Below are 19843 nucleotides of genomic sequence, written 5' to 3' on the forward strand. Positions count from 1 at the left end.
TCAATCTGTTATTCAACAAATGCAGGTTCTGCATCTGTTGCTTCTGAAAATGCAGCTTCTTCTGAGGCACTTTCCTGACTATCTGACGATTTTCCGGCACCGCCGGTAATAAATTTCGTCACTAAATCTTCAATTTCCATGGTGCCTTGAGTGTTCGCAATCTGCTCACCACGTTTCAAGTAAGTCAGACCGCCACCTGGAATAATTTTCAGATACTTTTCACCCAATAAACCATTTGTTGCTACCATAATGTAAGCATCTTCATCAATATTGGTGATGGATTTCATGTTGTCTAATAGTTGTTTTTCCAGTGATTTTTGTTGCGCAGGATCGGCTGCGGTATAGTCTGAACTATAACGTAACTCTTCAAGGGCTTCCTGCTGAACCTGCTTGAGCTGCTCGGCATTAAAGGATGTCAAAGAGCCATCCAGTGTCATATGGACTGTGGCTAAACGGGTCACCGGATCAAGTGTAATTTTATCGACCTGACCGACTTTCACCCCACTTAAAGCAACTTTAGCGCGTGGTTTGATACCATTTACATTTTCAAAAGTCGCTGTCATCTGATAGCTATCAGAAATATTGGTGCCTACCAGACCGCTGACACGCATCGCTAGGAAGAACAGGGCGATACCGAAAAGAATGACAAAAACACCAACGGCCAGCTCACTAGTACGTGATTTCATTAAATACCTCCGAACATGACCGCAGTCAACACGAAATCAAAACCTAATACGCACAGCGAAGAATAGACGACCGTACGTGTTGTAGAAGTTGCGATACCTTCTGATGTTGGTTCACAGGCATAACCCTGATAAACCGCGATCCAGGTACAAATTAATGCAAAAACAAAACTCTTGATAATGGTGCCATTCAGGACATCTTTATAGAATCGCACGGTACTTTCCATGCCACTCCAATATGCCCCTTCATCAGCACCCAGAAAATCAACGCCTACCATTTTTCCGCCCATAATCCCGACCGCAGCAAAGATCACTGAGAGCATTGGCAAGCTAAAAATACCGGCCCAAAGGCGTGGTGAAATCACCCGTTTTAAGGGATCAACCCCGATCATTTCCATACTGGACAATTGCTCGGTCGCTTTCATCAGACCAATTTCGGCGGTTAAAGCAGAGCCGGCACGACCCGCGAACAGTAAGGCAGCAACCACAGGTGCCAATTCACGTAACAGGGTTAAAGCCACTGCAGTACCAAGCATCGCTTCACTACCAAATGTCGACAGGATGGTATACATCTGCAAACCGAGTACCGAACCAATAAACAGGCCAGATACCGCAATAATCAAGAGTGACAACACCCCAACCCGATACATCTGATAAACAAACAGCTTTACTCCAAGCCAGGTCGGCATGGAAAAGAGAATCTGCAACAACATCAGTGTTGCAACACCAATCCCCTGAACACGTTCAATAACGCGTCTACCTAAGGCAGCAATGGCATTCATGAACGTACCTCATCACTTAAATAAGCCTGATGACTAAACTGATAATCTACCGGGCCTTCAACCGAACCGGTTAGGAACTGTTGCACAAAGGCTGAAGGATGATTTTTCAATTCCTCTGCTGTGCCCTCACCCTGGATTTTGCCTTCTGCTACCACATAGATGTAATCAGCAATCGATAAAGTCTCTGCTACATCATGCGAAACAATAATGGTTGTTAAATCCAATGCTTCACGTAGAGAGCGGATCAGTCGGGTCAAAACTCCCATGACAATCGGATCCTGCCCGGCAAAAGGCTCATCGTACATGATCAGCTCCGGGTCCAGTGCAATCGCACGAGCCAATGCGACACGGCGATTCATCCCACCAGACAGCTCTGAAGGCATCATCTGCTCTGCCCCACGTAAGCCTACTGACTCGAGTTTCAAAGCCACGATTTCAGCAATCAGATGTTCAGGCAATTTGGTATGCGCACGAATCGGAAAGGCAACATTTTCATAGACGCTCATGTCGGTAAACAGAGCGCCACTCTGGAACAGCATCCCCATACGTGCACGTGCAGAAAAAAGCTCGGAACGGGCCATCTTGGCAATATCTTTACCGTCCAGTAAAACCTGACCCTGTTCAGGCGTCAGTTGCCCACCGATCAATCTTAATAAAGTGGTTTTACCAGTTCCGGAAGGTCCCATAATGGCAGTAATCTGTCCACGACGAATGTTTAAACTGACATCGTCATAAATTACACGCTCACCCCGCTTGAAACTCAAATTCTTGACTTCAATCAAAGACTGAGGATCCTGCGCTGTTTGATTTTTCATAGCTGAGTTTATTCCTGCATTTTTTCAGCATGCATATGACAAAAGAACGAAGTTCAACATGTTAGCATTTGAAAATGAAGGGTCAAGTTCATGGAAAACATAATGCTCCATGCCTGGCCATATATTTCTAGTAATCAAAAATTTTATTTCGACGCGATTTTAACAGACTATGATCCATTTAAAAAATGATATACATAATAAATCAGATTGCATAAAAGCAAAATTACTGCAATGTAGGACATGTACCCCTCAATAATATGAAAGACTATAAAAAGACGCTTTCAGATTACGGATCATCATAAACCCAGAAAAAGTTGATGAAGTAGGCATTTTATGCTGAAAAAACAAAAAATCAATGCATAAAAAAACCAGCACTCAGGCTGGTTTTTTTTCAGACGTTATTCAATTAGTCATTGAATTTACGACGTGGACGATCTTCACCGAATGAACGCTCGCCACGTGGCTTGTCATCAAAGTTGCGACGCGCTGGACGGTCATCACCGAATGAACGCGCTGGACGATCACCAAAACCACCTTCGCGACGTGCTGGACGATCACCGAAATCACGTTTTGGGCGGTCACCGAAACCACCTTCACGGCGTGAAGCAGGACGATCACCGAAATCACGTTTTGGACGGTCACCAAATGAACCTTCACGACGTGGTTTGTAATCTACACGGTTACCGCGGTTGTCATCATTACCTTCGAAACGAGGACGGTCACCGAAGTCACGACGCGGACGATCATTATTAAACTCACGACGTGGACGGTCTTCATTGAAGTCACGACGTGGACGATCAACGAAACCGCCTTCACGACGAGGACGATCGCTGTTGAAGTCACGACGTGGACGATCTTCGCCACCGAACGCAGGACGTTCGCCACGAGGTTTGTCATCGAAGCTACGACGTGGACGGTCATCACTACCTTCACGACGTTTGAAATTGCTCTCGCCTTCGAAACGACGACCACCACCGAAGCCACGACCGCCACGACCACGACCAGCGCCATCACGGCTACCGCGTGCAGGAGGTGGAGATGGCTCAAGACCTTCAATTTCAGATACGTTTAGACGAGCTTCAAGGAAGTCTTCTAGTGCACGGATTTTACCGCGTTCACGATAAGTCGCTAAAGTAATTGCTTTACCAGTACGGCCCGCACGACCTGTACGACCGATACGGTGTACATAGTCTTCGTTCTTCATAGGAAGACCAAAGTTGATCACGTGAGAGATTGTCGGTACATCAAGACCACGTGCTGCAACGTCAGTTGCAACCAGGATTTTTGCACGACCTTCACGGATACTGCGCAGACGACGGTTACGAACGGTTTGTGGCATCGCACCATGCAGAGCAACAACTGACAAACCTGCTTCAGCAAGTTCTTCAGCCAGCATATCTGTATCTTCTTGAGTAGAAGCAAAGACCACTGCCTGATCAACGTCTTCTTCGTTCAACCAGTGAGTAAGAAGTTTTTTCTTGTGCTCAAAGCCATCAGTCCAGTGTAAAGTCTGGGTAATGTCAGTATTGGTAGAGTGACCAGTTTCAATTGCAATACGCTCTGGCTCATTCATCATGCGTTCAGCAAGGGTAATGATACGTGGAGCGAAAGTTGCAGAGAACATCAGTGTTTGTTTACGGTTTGCAGCCAAGTCACCGATTGCTTCCAAGTCTTCAGAGAAACCAAGATCCAGCATACGGTCAGCTTCGTCGACGATCAGCGAGTCAACTTTGTCAAGTTTGATTTGACGACGGTTAACAAGGTCAAGTAAACGACCTGGAGTTGCTACAACAACCTGTGCACCTTTTAACTGCTGGATTTGTTTACCAAAAGGCATACCACCCATAATTGCAGCAATACGAACACCTTTCATGTGACGTACAAATGCAATCGCGTCTTGACATACTTGTTGTGCCAATTCACGAGTTGGTGAAATCACCAGAATAGTTGGTTGAGTCACCGCTTTCATACGTTCTTTAAATGGTACGAAAGTATCTTGGTTAGCAAGTGCGTTCAAAGTTGGGAGAAGGAACGCAGCGGTTTTACCCGAACCTGTCTGGCTAGATACTAAAAGGTCTTTACCTTCTAGTGCAGCAGGGATAGATTGTTCTTGTACAGGAGTCGGAGTAGTAAAACCTAAGCCTTGAAGGGCTTGTTGTAACGATTCATGCAAAGAAAATTCAGCAAAAGTTTTGCTCATAGAGTATTCCACCCGGAAATTGGGTGCTCCATTAAAAATAAAGTCAAATGGACATCGACAAAAAGCGGTACAGCAATTAAACGCTGAAAAGAGATAATTCAGCGGCGATCCGAGTAACGACGATGTGATATAACGCACGCATGATTACGGCATAACCTGAAGGAATCGCTTTAGCGATTGGGGCGCGAGATATCGTCCTCTCTTTGGACCGCACGCGCATACACAATGATAAGAAGAGAAATGTTCAGGTGACGAACAGAAATTAAGTGCGTGCGCAGATTATAGCAGGATTATTCATAAAGTCATCCGCTTTTCAGATTATTTTGTTTAACTGCTAATTTCTTCATCAATTTCTAAGACTTAAACAAGAAAAGAAATGTAATTAATTCTCCGGCTGGTCAATTTTCTTTTTATCAAGGCTGTGAATCATCTAAATATGAAGATATTTATCAGGTAATTATTTTCAAAAAATAAAAAAGGCATCCCGAGAGATACCTTTTTAATATTCGATTTACGGCGTTAAACCCGATTATTTCGCTGCGTCACCCCAAGCAGGAACAACTGCTTGCATAAGAGGTTTCAGCATTTTCATTGAACAAGCCAAAACTTGACCATTTTCCATAGAATCGCTACCACCACGCGCATCAACCACAGTACCGCCCGCTTCTTTCACGATTAACTCGCCTGCTGCAATATCCCAAGGTTTCAAGCCAAGCTCGAAGTAACCATCAAGACGACCAGCAGCGACATAAGCCAGATCCAAGGCAGCTGAACCCCCACGACGGAATTGTGCACCTGCTTCAGTCACATTGAGCAATGCATCAAAATGATTCTTGGCATAAGAGACTACTTCACCATTACGTTTAGTACGGTAAGCATGACCTACTGCCAGGAAAGTATTGTTCAGACTGTCTTTAACATTTACACGGATACGGCGCTGGTTCAGCATCGCACCACGACCACGGCTCGCAGAGAATAGCTCATCTTTCACAGGGTCATAAATAACACCGTGCTGAGTTACACCTTTGTGCTGAACTGCGATAGAGATACAGAAATGCGGAAAACCGTTGATAAAGTTTAGTGTGCCATCAAGTGGATCGATCACCCAACACCAATCAGCGTCGTGACCTTTACCTTCTTGCAGACCAAATTCTTCACCAAGGAAACTGTGATTTTTATAGCTTTTACGTAGAGTATCGATGGTCAACTGTTCTAGATAACGATCTACACGCGTTACCGGACCATCAATGCCTTTTTCTTCGACTTGCAGATCGAGTTTATGACGATTTTGATGCGCTTTTAAAAGCTCTTGACCAACTAATTGAGCCGCACGCGCAGCCATCACCACCATAGGTTCCATTGAACACCCACTACAAATTTGAAGATACTGATAAAGAATAATGCATAAAAGCCCGCATATTTTAGCAAATATCCGGGCTTTTTGGGAAAAAATGTGTCGAAACTTTTTAAGAGTTTATAACAGGACGCTTTGACCTAGCTTTGACCAGGCTTCATTGATTGATTTTTCAATGCCTTGGCTATCAAGTCCTGCCTGTTGCAACATTTGACTATGTGTTGCTTGTGCCATAAAGCTATCCGCTAAACCTAGATTCAGGATGGGTTTAACAATTTGAGCTTCAGCCAGATACTCATTCACTGCACTTCCTGCGCCGCCCATGACTGCATGTTCTTCAACAGTAACAAACAGGCTGGTTGAATGGGCCAGTTGGTTTAACATTTTGGTATCCAGTGGTTTGATGAAACGCATATTTACCACGCGTACACCCACATCATGCTTGCTGGCAAATACTTGAGCAGCTTCAACTGCAGCTTGAACTCGACTACCGAATGCTAGAATCGAAACATATTCATCATATTGTTCGTTCAGACTGAGCAACAATTCTGCCTGACCGATCTGCATCTCGGTCATGGTTTTCTGGATTTCCACACCCAGTCCATTCCCGCGCGGATAACGCACTGCTGCCGGACCATGATACAGATAAGCCGTATGCAACATCTGACGGCATTCATTCTCATCTTTTGGTGCCATGATCACCAGATTCGGAATGGTACGCATATAGGCATAATCATAGGCACCGGCATGCGTTGGACCATCTTCACCGACCAGACCGGCACGGTCGATCCCAAACGTCACATCCAGATTTTGCAGTGCCACGTCATGGACCAACTGGTCATATCCACGTTGCAAGAAAGTTGAATAGATAGCGACGACCGGTTTTAAACCTTCACAAGCCATACCTGCTGCCAGCGTCACTGCATGCTGTTCTGCAATGGCCACATCAAAGAAACGTTCAGGATATTCTTTGGCAAACTGCACCATGCCCGAGCCTTCACACATTGCCGGAGTAATCGCCAATAGACGTTTATCCTGTGCTGCTTCATCACATAACCATTGTCCAAATACATCTGAATATTTGGGTGCTGGATTAGGGGCTGCAACTGCATTGAGTTTGCTAATGGCGTGGTATTTAATCTGATCACATTCTGCTGGCGCAAAGCCCTTACCTTTTTTGGTATAGATGTGGATCAGACGTGGGCCTTTACGTTTTTTCAAGGCTTTAAAAACGTGTACCAGCTGTTTAACATCATGGCCATCATAAGGACCAAAATAATCAAAACCAATGGCTTTAAACAGGTTATCTGCGGCATCAGTTGCAGCTTGATGTAAACGCGAGTTATACAGCCATTCCGGGTGCGGCTGTACATAAGCCTCACCATCTTCAGTTACGTTGACGAATTCGCCACGTTCCCAGATTGCAGCGAGATGCTTGGCAAAACCGCCAGTACTACATGAAATCGACATATCATTGTCGTTCAGAACCACCATCAGGTCAGCCTGATGTGCCACAGCATCATTCATAGCTTCAAAAGCCATACCTGCGGTCATGGCCCCATCACCAATGATTGATACGACTTCACACGGATTGTTCTGATAACGGCGTGCCAAAGCCATGCCGAGGCCAGCAGAAATGGCGGTAGATGAATGCCCTACCCCAAAAGTATCAAATTCGGATTCTTCACGTGCCGGAAATGCAGCCAGACCATCTTTTGCACGGATTGTAGTGAGCTGTTCACGACGTCCGGTTAACGCCTTATGCGGATAAGCCTGATGACCCACATCCCAGATCAGGCGATCATGTGGCGTATTAAAGCAGTAATGTAAAGCGACAGTAAGCTCAATCACACCCAGATTGGCCCCAAAGTGTCCACCACTCTGACCCGCAGCATACAAAATGAATTGACGTAACTCATCCGCCACTTGTGTGAGCTGGCTTTGCTCGAGTGCACGCAGTTGCTCAGGATGATCGATCGCATCAAGCAACGGTGTTACAGGGCGTTGAGTTGGTATTTCTGTATACAGCATATATGGCAAAGCCTTCTAAAGCCTGGCAAAATCTTAAGCTAGGTCAATGGGGAATAACCGATCATATAGTTGAATTGTAGCAGCTTCAATTCAACTACGCTTCTAGCGATGCAATATTAAACAGCGATCTCGTCGGGGTGAAAAATTTGCAGGCTACGATTATCCTGAATAATCTTACTATTTATCAACTATTATCGTTCGCTTTCTACAAAAAAGAAAATGTTCTTCATAAATTCAGCTGAGCAATTCTACTAATGTTTAAGCATTACGCTATACTTTAGCTACTTTATTAGGATTTTACGGGTTCAGCTGTGCCTATCGAATTTGTCGCAACTTCAAGATTACCGACCGCTCATGGTGAATTTAAAATTACTGTTTTTCAAGACCCTAAAACTGGAGAAGAGCATGTCGCTCTTTCTAAAGGTCTCGAAGAACCAAGTGATGAACCTGTGCTGGTCCGTGTACATTCTGAATGTTTAACCGGTGATGCCTTTGCTTCATTAAAATGCGACTGTGGCCCTCAACTCCAGGCAACACAAAAACTGATTAATGAAGTGGGTCGCGGTGTCATTCTTTATTTACGTCAGGAAGGACGCGGAATTGGCCTGACCAATAAAATCCGTGCATACGCCTTGCAAGACCAGGGACATGATACGGTCGATGCCAATCTGATGCTGAATTTACCTGCAGATGCACGTCAATATGATATGTGCAGCATCATGCTGGATCACCTAGGTGTAAAAGCCGTCCGCCTGATCACCAATAACCCTTTAAAAATTGATGCACTGAAAGAGCAAGGTATTAATGTAGTGGACCGTGTACCACTCACTGTGGGCTTAAATCCCTTCAATGAGCAATATCTCAAAACCAAGCATGAGCGTATGGCGCATATGTATCAGAAGGAAGATTTTTAAAAGAATCTCCCCCTGCCCCCTCTTTTTCAAAGAGGGGAAATTTCCTTTTATATAAGTATAGGGAAGCCTCCCTTTTTTAAAGGGAAGTTTGGAGGGATTTATAAGATCCTAAGAGGGATTCTTAAATCGTCATCGAGAAAATCCGGTTCTCTGGCATACGACGCTTTAAACGTAAATCAAAAGCCATGCAAATATTGCGTACAAATGGTTTCCCTTTCTCCAAAATCGTGACTGAAGAGTCTTCAATTTTGATCAGCTGATCCTGCTGCATTTCCTCAAGCTGCTTTAGAACTTCATTAATTTCAGCAAACTGCATGTCAGGTTTTGCCCAAGAGGTGGTAAAGCTACACATCAAGTTCAGGATATGTTTGCGAATAATCAGATCTTCCTGAGTCAGGATATGCCCTTTCACCACTGGAATCTGATTCTGCTCTAGCAGTTCATAATATTCTTCAATAGTTTTCACATTCTGCGCAAAGCTATACCAGCTATCACTAATCGAAGAAATTCCGAGTCCGATCATCACCTGAGTTTTAGACGCGGTATAACCCATAAAATTGCGGTGCAAAGTTCCAGACTGAAAGGACTGGTACATGCTGTCTTTTTCTAGCGCAAAATGATCCATACCAATTTCATGATAACCATGCGCCAAGAGCTTTTTCTTACCCTCTTCATAGCACTGACGCTTGATCTCATCTTTGGGTACATCAGCATCTTTAAAACCGCGCTGGCCATTCCCTTTAATCCAAGGCACATGTGCATAGCTATATAAAGCCAGACGGTCTGGTAATAGGGAATTGGTCTGATCAATGGTATTTAAGACATCCTCCAGGCTTTGAAATGGCAGACCAAAAACCAGATCATGCGAAATCGATTCATAACCAATTTCTCTTGCCCATTCAGTCACCTGTTTAACATTTCCATAAGGTTGAATCCGGTGAATGGCATTTTGTACAGTTTCATTATAATCCTGCACGCCATAACTCACCCGACGAAAGCCTAGGTCATACAAGCCTTGCAAATGCTCACGCGTGGTATTGTTTGGGTGACCTTCGAAGCTGAATTCATGTTCTGCTGCAATCTCGGCTTTGGACAAAATACCTTGAATGAGCTGGGTTAAATGTTCAATTGAAAAGAACGTTGGTGTCCCACCGCCAAGATGAATTTCTTTGATGATGGGTTTTTCTTCTAATAACTCATAATACAGCTCCCATTCTTTCAGCACAGCTTGTATATAGGGCTGCTCGACTTCATGACGTTTGGTCACCCGTTTGTGACAGCCACAAAAGGTGCATAAACTTTCACAAAATGGCAGATGGATATACAGGCTAATGCCTTCAGTCGCATTCGACTCCTGAAAAGAACGTTTTAGTGTCTGCTTCCAGAGCTCTAGTGAAAATCCTGAGTCTTCCCAATAAGGAACGGTTGGATAACTGGTGTAGCGGGGACCGGGGACATTATATTTTTGAATGAGAGAATTTGCCTGCACAGTCATGAATGCCTACCACCTTATCAGTCAGGTTAATGCGCTGCATAGAGCGCTGTTGAGGTTATTGTGCGGAGCTCAAAAAAAGAATTCAACCTAGTAGTCTGGTCGGATTTGAGCTGAAGCAAATTGCTCTAAAACATTAGGTTGAATGTTGTTACAGATGGTGAGCATCCAGAAAAACACCTTAATTTTTAGGCCATTTTATGCTTTGATGTTATCAGTCTTTTTATTTCCCTATGAGGGTTCTGATGCAGCATCCCACCTCTGCAGATATTCAACGCGTTCGCGATTTTCTCCTCGACCTGCAAGCCCGGATTTGTGCCGCGCTGGAACAGCAGGAACGTGCCGGTGGCGGCACAGCTGAATTCGTAATTGATGACTGGGAACGCCCTGAAGGTGGCGGTGGCCGTTCACGCGTACTGCAAAATGGTACGGTAATTGAAAAAGGCGGTGTGATGTTCTCTCACATCAATATTTCCAAACTGCCCGCTTCTGCCACCGAACGCCATCCGAATATAGCAGGAGCTAAAGCCCAAGCCATGGGTGTATCGTTAGTCATCCATCCTAAAAATCCGAATGTCCCGACCTCACATGCCAATGTACGTTTATTTGTAGCGGAAAAAGAAGGTCAGGATCCGATCTGGTGGTTTGGTGGCGGTTTTGACCTCACCCCTTTCTATCCAAATGATGAAGATGTGCTGTCATGGCACCAGACCGCGCATGATCTCTGTGCGCCTTTTGGCGAAGAGGTTTATCCAGAACATAAAAAATGGTGTGATGATTATTTCTATCTAAAACACCGTGATGAGCAGCGCGGTGTCGGTGGCCTATTCTTTGATGACCTGAATCAATGGGATTTTGAAACCTGTTTTCAGTATATACAGGCTGTAGGTAATGGTTATCTCGAAGCAATTCTGCCAATTTTCCAGCGTAACCAAGACAAGTCTTATACTGAAGCACAACGTGATTTCCAGCTGTACCGTCGTGGCCGTTATGTGGAATACAATCTGGTATATGACCGTGGCACACTGTTTGGCCTGCAGACGGGTGGCCGGATTGAATCGATTCTAGTGAGCCTGCCGCCTCTTACCGGCTGGTTATACCGCCCGGAATGGGCTGAAGGATCACCAGAAAAACGCTTGACCGATTACTACCTTAAACCGCATGACTGGTTAACAGAATTAAAAACTAAATAAAGCAATCAAAATATTTAAATACAAATTGCCCTCAGATCGAGGGCTTTTTTAATGGATAAATCCTCTATACTGCAACTCAGAAAGATATTTCAGGATCTACTCCTAGATCTCGACTCTGATAAAGATAAATTCTGCTAGGTAAAAATAACAATGTTTAAGCTTCACCTTAATCCTGCTACATTGGCCTTTTGGCTATTTCTGGCGCTTGGTATTAGTGCGATTAGTACCGCTGTCATCAGTCATAACCTGATTTTAGATGTAGTTGCCATTTTTGTGAGTGTCCTCACGATTGCCGGAACCCTCTTTAGTATGGCCTTGCTTTTTGTCGAACATATTATTGAAATCTGTAGTTCCTAAACCTTTAAACTCCAGCCTGCTTTTCACTGCTGACAGGCTTTAGCCCTCCTGCATTTTCACGTATATTAATGGCCATTTCCGCACATGGACATGGTGAAATGAGCAAGCAATTTGCCGTTATTGGCAACCCCATCGAACAATCACGCTCTCCTGAACTACATCAGGCTTTCGCTGCTAAAACCGGGGTCGATCTGACCTATACCAAACGCCTTGCCCCACTGGATGGTTTCACAGCTAATATCCAGGAATTTTTTGCTCAGGGCGGTATTGGCATGAATGTGACTGTGCCCTTCAAAGAACAGGCCTTTGCCCAATGCCAGGTCCTTACCGAACGTGCCAAAATCGCCAAAGCCGTGAATACCCTATGGATGAAAGATGGCATTCTGCATGGTGACAATACTGACGGACAAGGCTTAGTGGAGGCTATTCGTGCTCTTGACTGGACTCTGGAAAATACCGATATCCTGATTATTGGTGCTGGTGGCGCGACCCGCGGTGTTATCTATCCATTAGTACAGGCCGGTGTGAAGAAGATTGTTATTGCTAACCGTACTTTGTCACGTGCAGAACAACTGGTTGCCGATCTAAAAGACGCTGTTCCACAAGCAGAACTGCAAGCCATTGCTTTAACTGATTTGGCCGGTGAGTTTGATATTGTAATTAATGCGACTTCTGCCAGTCTTAGTGGTGATGCGCTGGTACTACCTGAAGCTCTACAGTTTAAACATGCCTATGAAATGGCCTATGGCAAACCGTCCACTTTTCTGGATCAAGCTCAAGCCCGTGGCGTCCCTACTTCTGAGGGTTTCGGCATGCTGGTCGGTCAGGCTATTGAATCTTTTTATATCTGGAACGGGGTAAAACCTGAGCTGAAAGATTTTCTTTAATTCTGAATATTTTTGAGGTGAACGCGTTAGTCATTAATTCGTTCACTCTTTTCCTTTCATTAAAAATAATAAAATTAAATTGGATTTAATGACATGATTTATCCAATGATTAGATCCTAACATTCGTGTACAATTCATACAAAAATACCCCTAGACAATCTCCCTAAATATTGATTAAAGTCCAGACAGATAAGCATTTTTAAATACAAGTGTCTTATTTAAAGATGGAGAGTTCCTTTATTTAATCTTTAAACTTGTCTGATCTTCTCGATTCGCTTTTCTGACATTTTTATTTGTTGTCTTTATCAATGTTTTTTTATCTCCAATGTGAATAATCATAGAATCGATACAGATAATCCAAAACTATTTTAATCAGGATTAAACGCATGCCAGCATATAAAGCTCCTTTACGTGATATTCGCTTCTTAATGAATGAAGTGCTTGATTACCCTGCACATTACCAAGAACTGTCAAATGGCGAATATGCCGATGCAGATACGGTAGACATGATCCTAGAAGGTGCGGCAGATTTCTGTGAAAATGTACTTTCTCCGCTTAACCAGACTGGCGATGCAGAAGGCTGTCACTTTGAAAATGGCGAAGTACGCACACCGAAAGGCTTCAAGGAAGCTTATGATCAGTTCGTGCAAGGTGGCTGGCAAGGTCTGTCTTATCCTGAAGAATTTGGCGGTCAAAATCTGCCGATGTCTTTAAACCTGATCAAATCAGAAATGATGGGTACGGCAAACTGGTCTTTCCAGATGTATCCAGGTTTGAGCGTGGGCTGTATCAATACCATCATCCAGTATGGTACTGATGAACAGAAAAATACCTATTTACCGCATTTGGTTGCAGGTACCTGGTCAGGAACCATGTGCCTGACTGAGCCACAATGCGGTACCGATCTGGGTCAGGTAAAAACTAAAGCAGAACCACAAGCTGATGGTACTTATGCGATTTCTGGTACTAAAATCTTCATTTCTGCGGGTGAACACGATTTAACTGAAAACATCGTACACATCGTTTTGGCACGTCTTCCAGATGCACCACAAGGCACCAAAGGCATTTCCCTGTTTATCGTACCGAAATTCATTGCCACTGAAGATGGCGGCATCGGTGAACGTAATGCCGTGAACTGTGGTTCGATTGAACACAAGATGGGGATCCGTGCCTCTGCAACCGCTGTACTGAACTTTGATAATGCAGTGGGTTATTTAATTGGCGAGCCAAACAAAGGCCTGCATGCCATGTTTACCTTCATGAATACCGCGCGTATTGGTACCGCAATTCAAGGTATCTGTCATGCAGAATTATCGTTCCAGGGTGCATTGCCATATGCCAAAGAACGTATGTCGATGCGTGCCCTGTCTGGTAAAAAAGATCCGGAAAAAGTGGCGGATGCGATCATCCACCATGCCGATGTGCGCCGTATGCTGTTGACCCAGAAAGCGATTGCTGAAGGTGGTCGTGCCATGATCTATCATGCAGCAAAAATCGCAGATAACATGAATGATGCCCTGCTGCGTGGTGATACTGCTGAATTTGAACAGCAGGATGATCACTTAGGTTTCTATACCCCTATTCTGAAAGGCTTCCTGACTGAAATGGGTTATGAAGCAGCGAACCACGGTATGCAAGTATTTGGTGGTCATGGTTACATCAAAGAATGGGGCATGGAGCAAATCGTTCGTGACTCACGTATCTCTACCCTGTACGAAGGAACGACTGGCGTTCAGGCACTTGACCTGATTGGTCGTAAGGTCCTGCTAACCTCTAAAGGTAAAGTGATTCGTGATTACACCGCTGAAATTCTGAAATTCTGTGGACAGCATGCACGCAATAAATACATGCGCCGTTTTGCCTGGGACCTGACCAAGCTATGTGCACAGTGGAATGCGTTAACTGTACGTATCATGCTGGCAGCACGTAAAGACCGTGACATCGTATCCTCTGCTTCTGTGGACTTCCTGATGTTCTCAGGCTATGTAATGATGGCTTACTTCTGGGCACAACAAGCTGCAGTGGCTTCAGCGAAACTGGTTGCTGGTGATGGTGCAGAAGTTCCAGAGTTCTACAAAGCGAAAATTAAAACTGCTGATTTCTACTTTGAGCGTTTATTGCCACGTGCCCAAGGCCATGCTGAAGCAATGGTGAATCCATCCAAAACCATGACTTCACTGGCAGCAGAACACTTCAGTTTTGATTACTAAGTCAAAAGTTTAGGTTTTAGCTTTAAAAAGAGCGCTACGGCGCTCTTTTTCATATGTCAAAATGATGACTGGATACAAAGAAAAATCTGCTGCGTACACAAACTACACAAATTTATATCTATAATTTTCAGACGTCTATTAAATTATCCATATAATTTACTTGAATATCTATAAATACAGGGTATGATGGCGATAACTAGAAAAATTCTTGTTTTGGTTAGTCTTCTTTTAAGTATCGCAGTTTTAGTCATAAACCTTCGTTTTAAAGATCAATAAGCTCCATCCTTTTTATTTTTCAAAGTTACAGCTAGTCATCTGAAATTTTGACTATAAATCCATAAGATTCAATAGGTTATATTATGTCTAACACAGTTACCGGTACAGTAAAGTGGTTCAACGAAACTAAAGGTTTTGGCTTCATTCAACAAGACAATGGTCCAGACGTTTTCGCTCACTTCAGCGAAATCCAAGGTTCAGGTTTCAAAACTTTAGCTGAAGGCCAAAAGGTTTCTTTCATCGTAGCTCAAGGCCAAAAAGGTCCTACAGCGACTAACATCACTGCGATCTAATATTGCAAAGATGAAAAAAGGCACTCATTAGAGTGCTTTTTTTGTAACTTAAATTGACTAATTTTAGTTTCCAGATCAATTAATTAAATTTAAAAGATAATTAAATATTATATTCGCTTTTCATTCATCATCTTGTCCTAAATTTCTTCATCTGATTTCGCTCACGTTAAAACATGAAGAAACGGAGAAGAATTTTTATGATTTTAAAATCAAAAATTGCCCATAAAAATATAGAATTTTTAATAAAATTTATTATTTATTAATTATTTAAATACAAAATTGAAAGAAATTCTGAAATTTACAAAAGTGTTGTCTATGGCTCCCTCTTCCCTACATCGCTGACTCCTATGATGAACTCATTGAATAAATATGAGTATGATCACGAAAAAATTAGTTTCCTCTTTAATGATTGGCTTGATTGTAACAACAGCTACCATGTCTGCAATGGCGGCGCCTGGACCGGATCATCGTTATCCAACGCCATCAGCGCATCATTTTGATAAGAAACCAATGCCGCATAGAGGTGGTTTCTATAAAGCACCTCCTAATGCGCATTTTAACCAGCATGATCGTCATGATAACTTTGGCAAAAAAGACCATAAAGGCTTCTTCAACAAAAATCATCACAATGGCCCGCATCACACATTGCCACCTAAGTATCGTTAATCTGAATAGTTTAAATGCATAGTGGAGAGAGAAGAAAAGCCCGATGTAACTCATCGGGCTTTTTCTTTTTAAATTGGATTAATTATTCGGATAGATTAGGCAATTAAAGAAACTCTTCCAGCACAGAGTTTAAAAAGATGTGACCTTGCTCAGTACATGCCAGACGTTCTGTATCTTCTACCATCAGTTGATGTTGACGCAGTGAAGTCAATAATTCACTCAGTGTATCCAGACTATAGCCTGTTCGTTCAAGATAAAGCTTCGCTTTCACACCATCATTTAAACGTAAGGCATTCATCATAAATTCAAACGCCATATCTGCCGCTTCGATGCGCTTAAACTGCAAATGTTCGGCTGGCACTTTGGCTAAATAGTCTTTAGGCAAACGGGTTTTCTGGAAACGGTAAACACCATCCGGTTGAGTCACTTTGCCATGTGCCCCTGCTCCAATGGCCAGATAATCACCAAATTGCCAGTAATTTATATTATGTGCCGAGGGTAATTCTTTACGCCAAGCAGAGACTTCATAATTGATAAAGCCATTGGCTTTTAAATAGGCCTCGCCCTGCTCCTGAATCTCTTCCAGTACTTCATCGACCGGTAAAATCGGCTGAGTACGGAAAAATACGGTATTTGGCTCAATAGTTAACTGATACCAGGAAATATGCGTAGCACCATTCTCGACCGCCAGTTTCAGGTCATTGAGTGCCTGCTCCAGTGACTGTTCAGGCAAGCCATGCATCAAGTCGACATTAATCCGCTGAAATCCTGCGTCACGCGCCAGGCCAATCGCTGAGATCGCCTCTTCATTGCTATGGATTCGGCCCAGCTTTTTCAGATGCTCGGTATTAAAACTTTGCACACCAATCGACAGACGATTAATACCAGCTGCTAAATAGCCAGCAAATGGATCATGCTCCACTGTACCCGGATTGGCTTCCAGCGTGATTTCACAATTCTCTTCAAAAGGAATCAGTGCTTTCAGTTCGGTTAATAACCACTGGTAACCTGCAGCAGAGATCAGTGACGGCGTTCCGCCACCAATAAATACACTATGAATCGAACGGCCTTGGGCAAAATCAACCTGAGTCTTCAAGTCTTCTACCAGCGCATGCAGATATTCCCGCTCCAGCTCGAGAGACAACTCCCCATCAGGCACGGCATGCGAGTTAAAGTCACAATACGGACATTTACGTACACACCACGGCATATGGATATACAAGGATAAGGGAATAAGTGCAGGATTCAATTCAGCCAAAGAACTACTCAAAAACAACTACAAGATCTAGCGTAATTTTAACATGACTCGGCAACAACACTGCTAAAATTAAAATCGCCATCGCCTAATGCCTAAAAATTTAAATAGAATTAGATAGTTAAAATTATGAAAATATCCTCCCAGCTCCTCATTTTACTGCCTTTGGTCTTTGCAATCGGGGTCTTGCTGACCTTACAGACGGCTGTTAATACCCAACTAAAAGAATATTTATATTCTCCTATTCAAGCTGCATTTTTTTCCTTTTTGATTGGTACAATAGTACTTGCCGGCATCGTGCTATTTCAGTCACATCTCAAACCAAGCTTACAGGAGCTGATGACAGTTCCCTGGTATCTCTGGTTAGGTGGATTTTTAGGTGTTTATGCGATCAGCATGAGCATTTATGCTGCACCTAAAATGGGCTTCCTGACACTGACCGGAATGATTATTTTTGGTCAGATGGTGATGTCCATGATCGTCGATCAGTTTGGTCTGCTGGGCAATGAAAAAATGCCGGTGAACTGGCAACGTCTTTTAGGTGGCGTGGTGATTTTTATTGGTGTGCTTCTCACTTTACAACGCTAAACCTTATCTCTAAGCACATGATCACTAATGAGTAATTTTTGTGTCTAATGTTTTGACAGCCACAACCCGTCGTTATGAATTAAAACAGCTGTTCCATCTGATGTTGCCCATTCTGGTCACACAATTTTCCCAGGCAGGTTTGGGTCTGATTGATACCATTATGGCCGGACGTCTCTCACCGACTGACCTGGCAGCGATTGCAGTTGGTGTCGGGCTATGGATTCCAGTCATGCTGCTTTTTAGCGGTATCATGATCGCCACTACACCTTTAGTGGCGGAAGCCAAAGGCGCACGTACACCTGAAAAAATCGCTACAATTGCGCGGCAATCATTATGGGTCGCATTCATCCTGGGGGTGATTGCGGGTCTGGTTTTACAAGTTTTGCCCCTCACTTTACCTTTACTAGGTGTCCCAGAAAGCCTGCAACCTAAAGCTGGCCTGTTCCTGCATGCGATCGGTTTTGGTATGCCTGCTGTGACTATGTATGCGGCTTTACGCGGCTATTCTGAGGCCATTGGTTACCCGCGTCCGGTCACTGCCATTAGCCTCATGGCGCTACTGCTTCTGGTTCCATTAAACTTCATTTTTATGTATGGAGTTGGCCCTATTACAGCACTGGGCAGTGCCGGTTGTGGTTTTGCTACAGCAATTCTGCAATGGCTCATGTTAATGAGTCTGGCACTATATATTTTTAAAAATCAGGTCTATCAAAGCAGTCAGCCATTTAGTCACTGGGAAAAGCTGAACGGATATTGGCTGAAACGGATTTTAAAGCTGGGCTTTCCGATCGGACTGGCAATTTTCTTTGAAGTGAGTATTTTTAGTACCGCAGCGATTGTCTTGAGTCCATTAGGTGAAACCATTGTGGCCGCTCACCAGATTGCTATTTCCGTTACCTCACAATTATTCATGATTCCGATGTCTCTGGCCATTGCGCTGACCATTCGGGTGGGAACTTACTATGGTGAACAGAACTGGGATGCCATGCGTAGAGTACAAGGTTTAGGTCTGATGACCGCGACGATTCTAGCTCTGCTGATCATGCTGATGCTTTGGGTGTTCCGTAGTGAAATCGTAGCACTCTATACTTCTGACCCGATGGTGACCCAGATCGCGCTTTATCTGGTGCTCTTTGCAGTGGCCTATCAGCTGATGGATGCCTGGCAGATCAGTGCTGCAGGCTGCTTACGCGGTATGCAGGATACCAAAGGCCCAATGTGGATCACCATGATTGCCTATTGGGTGATTGCCTTCCCGGTGGGGGTTTATTTGTCCCGTTTTGGAAATATGGGGGCGGCAGGCGTCTGGGTCGGTCTGATTGTCGGTCTGAGCGTGGCCTGTGTTTTATTGCTGGCACGGCTTTATGGCAATAACAAACGTTTAAGCCAGCGTGCCTAATCCTCTTATTATTTAAAAAGATGCATTGAATTACTGATTTAATGCATCTTTTAATCCCTGTGGAATCTCGGACTCATCTGACACTTCCTTAATCACCACTTGCCCGACAATGACCTCTGTTCCATTAAAGGTCATGGTCGGTGCACCATAAAGTTCATAGCCTTCATTGAGTGCCTTGGTCACACGGGCACAAAAATTCACATCATCTTTGCCAGTAAAATATCGATAGACTTTCATTGAAATTTCTTGATCTTGAGGTGCCATTATTTTAAGCCTTTCATCATGGAAAGGAACTTAAAAATCGTGCTTTGCTCTCTTCAGAATAATTAAATAATTGATTCAAAAACTGCCGTACAGACGACAAAATGGTTTAAAAATTGCGTAAATCAAGTGAACAATATCAAGCAAATATGAACACTTTGAGAAGCTTTGCAACATAACATCTACA

Annotated in this window: 18 protein-coding genes; 9 read left to right on the top strand and 9 right to left on the bottom strand. The window is 43.7% G+C overall.

Features of this window, described 5'->3' with window-relative positions; translation table 11 throughout:
* Nucleotides 1–8: 8 nt before the first annotated feature.
* The 6 genes from FOC32_RS02255 to dxs form a co-directional block, all read right to left on the bottom strand.
* The gene (locus FOC32_RS02255; RefSeq protein WP_175966159.1) at nt 9–686 is read right to left on the bottom strand and encodes an outer membrane lipid asymmetry maintenance protein MlaD; all 678 of its coding nucleotides are present in this window, start codon (nt 684–686) and stop codon (nt 9–11) included.
* On the bottom strand, nt 686–1465 hold the full coding sequence (mlaE, locus tag FOC32_RS02260) for a lipid asymmetry maintenance ABC transporter permease subunit MlaE (RefSeq protein ID WP_004786970.1): 780 nt from the start codon (nt 1463–1465) through the stop codon (nt 686–688). The genes FOC32_RS02255 and mlaE overlap by 1 nt, the downstream gene beginning before the upstream one ends.
* Nucleotides 1462–2280 carry an ABC transporter ATP-binding protein gene (locus FOC32_RS02265; RefSeq protein ID WP_175966161.1) on the bottom strand — a complete coding sequence of 273 codons (819 nt, stop codon included), beginning with the start codon at nt 2278–2280 and terminating at the stop codon, nt 1462–1464. The genes mlaE and FOC32_RS02265 overlap by 4 nt, the downstream gene beginning before the upstream one ends.
* A gap of 406 nt (nt 2281–2686) precedes the next feature.
* Nucleotides 2687–4480 carry a DEAD/DEAH box helicase gene (locus FOC32_RS02270; RefSeq protein ID WP_175966163.1) on the bottom strand — a complete coding sequence of 598 codons (1794 nt, stop codon included), beginning with the start codon at nt 4478–4480 and terminating at the stop codon, nt 2687–2689.
* A 529-nt stretch (nt 4481–5009) separates the two neighbouring features.
* Nucleotides 5010–5840, bottom strand: a complete 831-nt coding sequence (locus FOC32_RS02275) for an inositol monophosphatase family protein (RefSeq protein WP_005233698.1) — start codon at nt 5838–5840, stop codon at nt 5010–5012.
* Nucleotides 5841–5954: 114 nt separating this feature from the next.
* Nucleotides 5955–7865 (bottom strand): 1-deoxy-D-xylulose-5-phosphate synthase, encoded by a 1911-nt coding sequence (gene dxs, locus FOC32_RS02280; RefSeq protein ID WP_005233697.1) that lies wholly within the window; start codon nt 7863–7865, stop codon nt 5955–5957.
* A gap of 311 nt (nt 7866–8176) precedes the next feature.
* Here dxs and ribA point away from each other — a divergent pair, with 311 nt between their 5' ends.
* Complete coding sequence (gene ribA / locus FOC32_RS02285; protein WP_004786979.1) at nt 8177–8779, top strand: GTP cyclohydrolase II; 603 nt, start codon at nt 8177–8179, stop codon at nt 8777–8779.
* A gap of 121 nt (nt 8780–8900) precedes the next feature.
* Here ribA and hemN read toward each other — a convergent pair whose 3' ends face one another.
* Nucleotides 8901–10274, bottom strand: a complete 1374-nt coding sequence (hemN, locus tag FOC32_RS02290) for an oxygen-independent coproporphyrinogen III oxidase (RefSeq protein ID WP_175966165.1) — start codon at nt 10272–10274, stop codon at nt 8901–8903.
* Nucleotides 10275–10516: 242 nt separating this feature from the next.
* Here hemN and hemF point away from each other — a divergent pair, with 242 nt between their 5' ends.
* From hemF to FOC32_RS02320, 6 genes are all read left to right on the top strand, one after another.
* Complete coding sequence (gene hemF, locus FOC32_RS02295) at nt 10517–11464, top strand: oxygen-dependent coproporphyrinogen oxidase (RefSeq protein WP_175966167.1); 948 nt, start codon at nt 10517–10519, stop codon at nt 11462–11464.
* Between the two features lie 150 nt (nt 11465–11614).
* Nucleotides 11615–11821, top strand: a complete 207-nt coding sequence (locus FOC32_RS02300; protein ID WP_005233693.1) for a hypothetical protein — start codon at nt 11615–11617, stop codon at nt 11819–11821.
* Nucleotides 11822–11919: 98 nt separating this feature from the next.
* Entirely contained in the window at nt 11920–12708 is a 789-nt protein-coding gene (gene aroE, locus FOC32_RS02305; protein WP_175968137.1) for a shikimate dehydrogenase, read from the top strand.
* Between the two features lie 386 nt (nt 12709–13094).
* Nucleotides 13095–14918 carry an acyl-CoA dehydrogenase C-terminal domain-containing protein gene (locus tag FOC32_RS02310; RefSeq protein WP_005233691.1) on the top strand — a complete coding sequence of 608 codons (1824 nt, stop codon included), beginning with the start codon at nt 13095–13097 and terminating at the stop codon, nt 14916–14918.
* A 359-nt stretch (nt 14919–15277) separates the two neighbouring features.
* Complete coding sequence (locus tag FOC32_RS02315) at nt 15278–15487, top strand: cold-shock protein (protein ID WP_175966169.1); 210 nt, start codon at nt 15278–15280, stop codon at nt 15485–15487.
* A 369-nt stretch (nt 15488–15856) separates the two neighbouring features.
* Nucleotides 15857–16153, top strand: a complete 297-nt coding sequence (locus tag FOC32_RS02320; RefSeq protein WP_228761271.1) for a hypothetical protein — start codon at nt 15857–15859, stop codon at nt 16151–16153.
* A 103-nt stretch (nt 16154–16256) separates the two neighbouring features.
* Here FOC32_RS02320 and hemW read toward each other — a convergent pair whose 3' ends face one another.
* Nucleotides 16257–17411: a radical SAM family heme chaperone HemW gene (gene hemW / locus FOC32_RS02325; protein ID WP_175966171.1), complete on the bottom strand. Its 1155-nt coding sequence runs from the start codon at nt 17409–17411 to the stop codon at nt 16257–16259.
* A 126-nt stretch (nt 17412–17537) separates the two neighbouring features.
* Between hemW and FOC32_RS02330 the strand changes: the two genes are divergently transcribed.
* Together FOC32_RS02330 and FOC32_RS02335 are read left to right on the top strand one after the other, a co-directional pair.
* Nucleotides 17538–17996, top strand: coding sequence for a DMT family transporter (locus FOC32_RS02330; RefSeq protein WP_175966172.1), 459 nt, complete (start codon nt 17538–17540; stop codon nt 17994–17996).
* Nucleotides 17997–18036: 40 nt separating this feature from the next.
* On the top strand, nt 18037–19395 hold the full coding sequence (locus FOC32_RS02335) for an MATE family efflux transporter (protein WP_175966174.1): 1359 nt from the start codon (nt 18037–18039) through the stop codon (nt 19393–19395).
* Between the two features lie 30 nt (nt 19396–19425).
* On the opposite strand, the gene FOC32_RS02340 is transcribed toward FOC32_RS02335, so the two are convergent.
* On the bottom strand, nt 19426–19632 hold the full coding sequence (locus FOC32_RS02340) for a DUF1737 domain-containing protein (RefSeq protein WP_175968141.1): 207 nt from the start codon (nt 19630–19632) through the stop codon (nt 19426–19428).
* Nucleotides 19633–19843: the final 211 nt, after the last annotated feature.

Source organism: Acinetobacter sp. FDAARGOS_724 (assembly GCF_013364475.1).
In the GTDB taxonomy this organism is placed as follows: domain Bacteria; phylum Pseudomonadota; class Gammaproteobacteria; order Pseudomonadales; family Moraxellaceae; genus Acinetobacter; species Acinetobacter variabilis.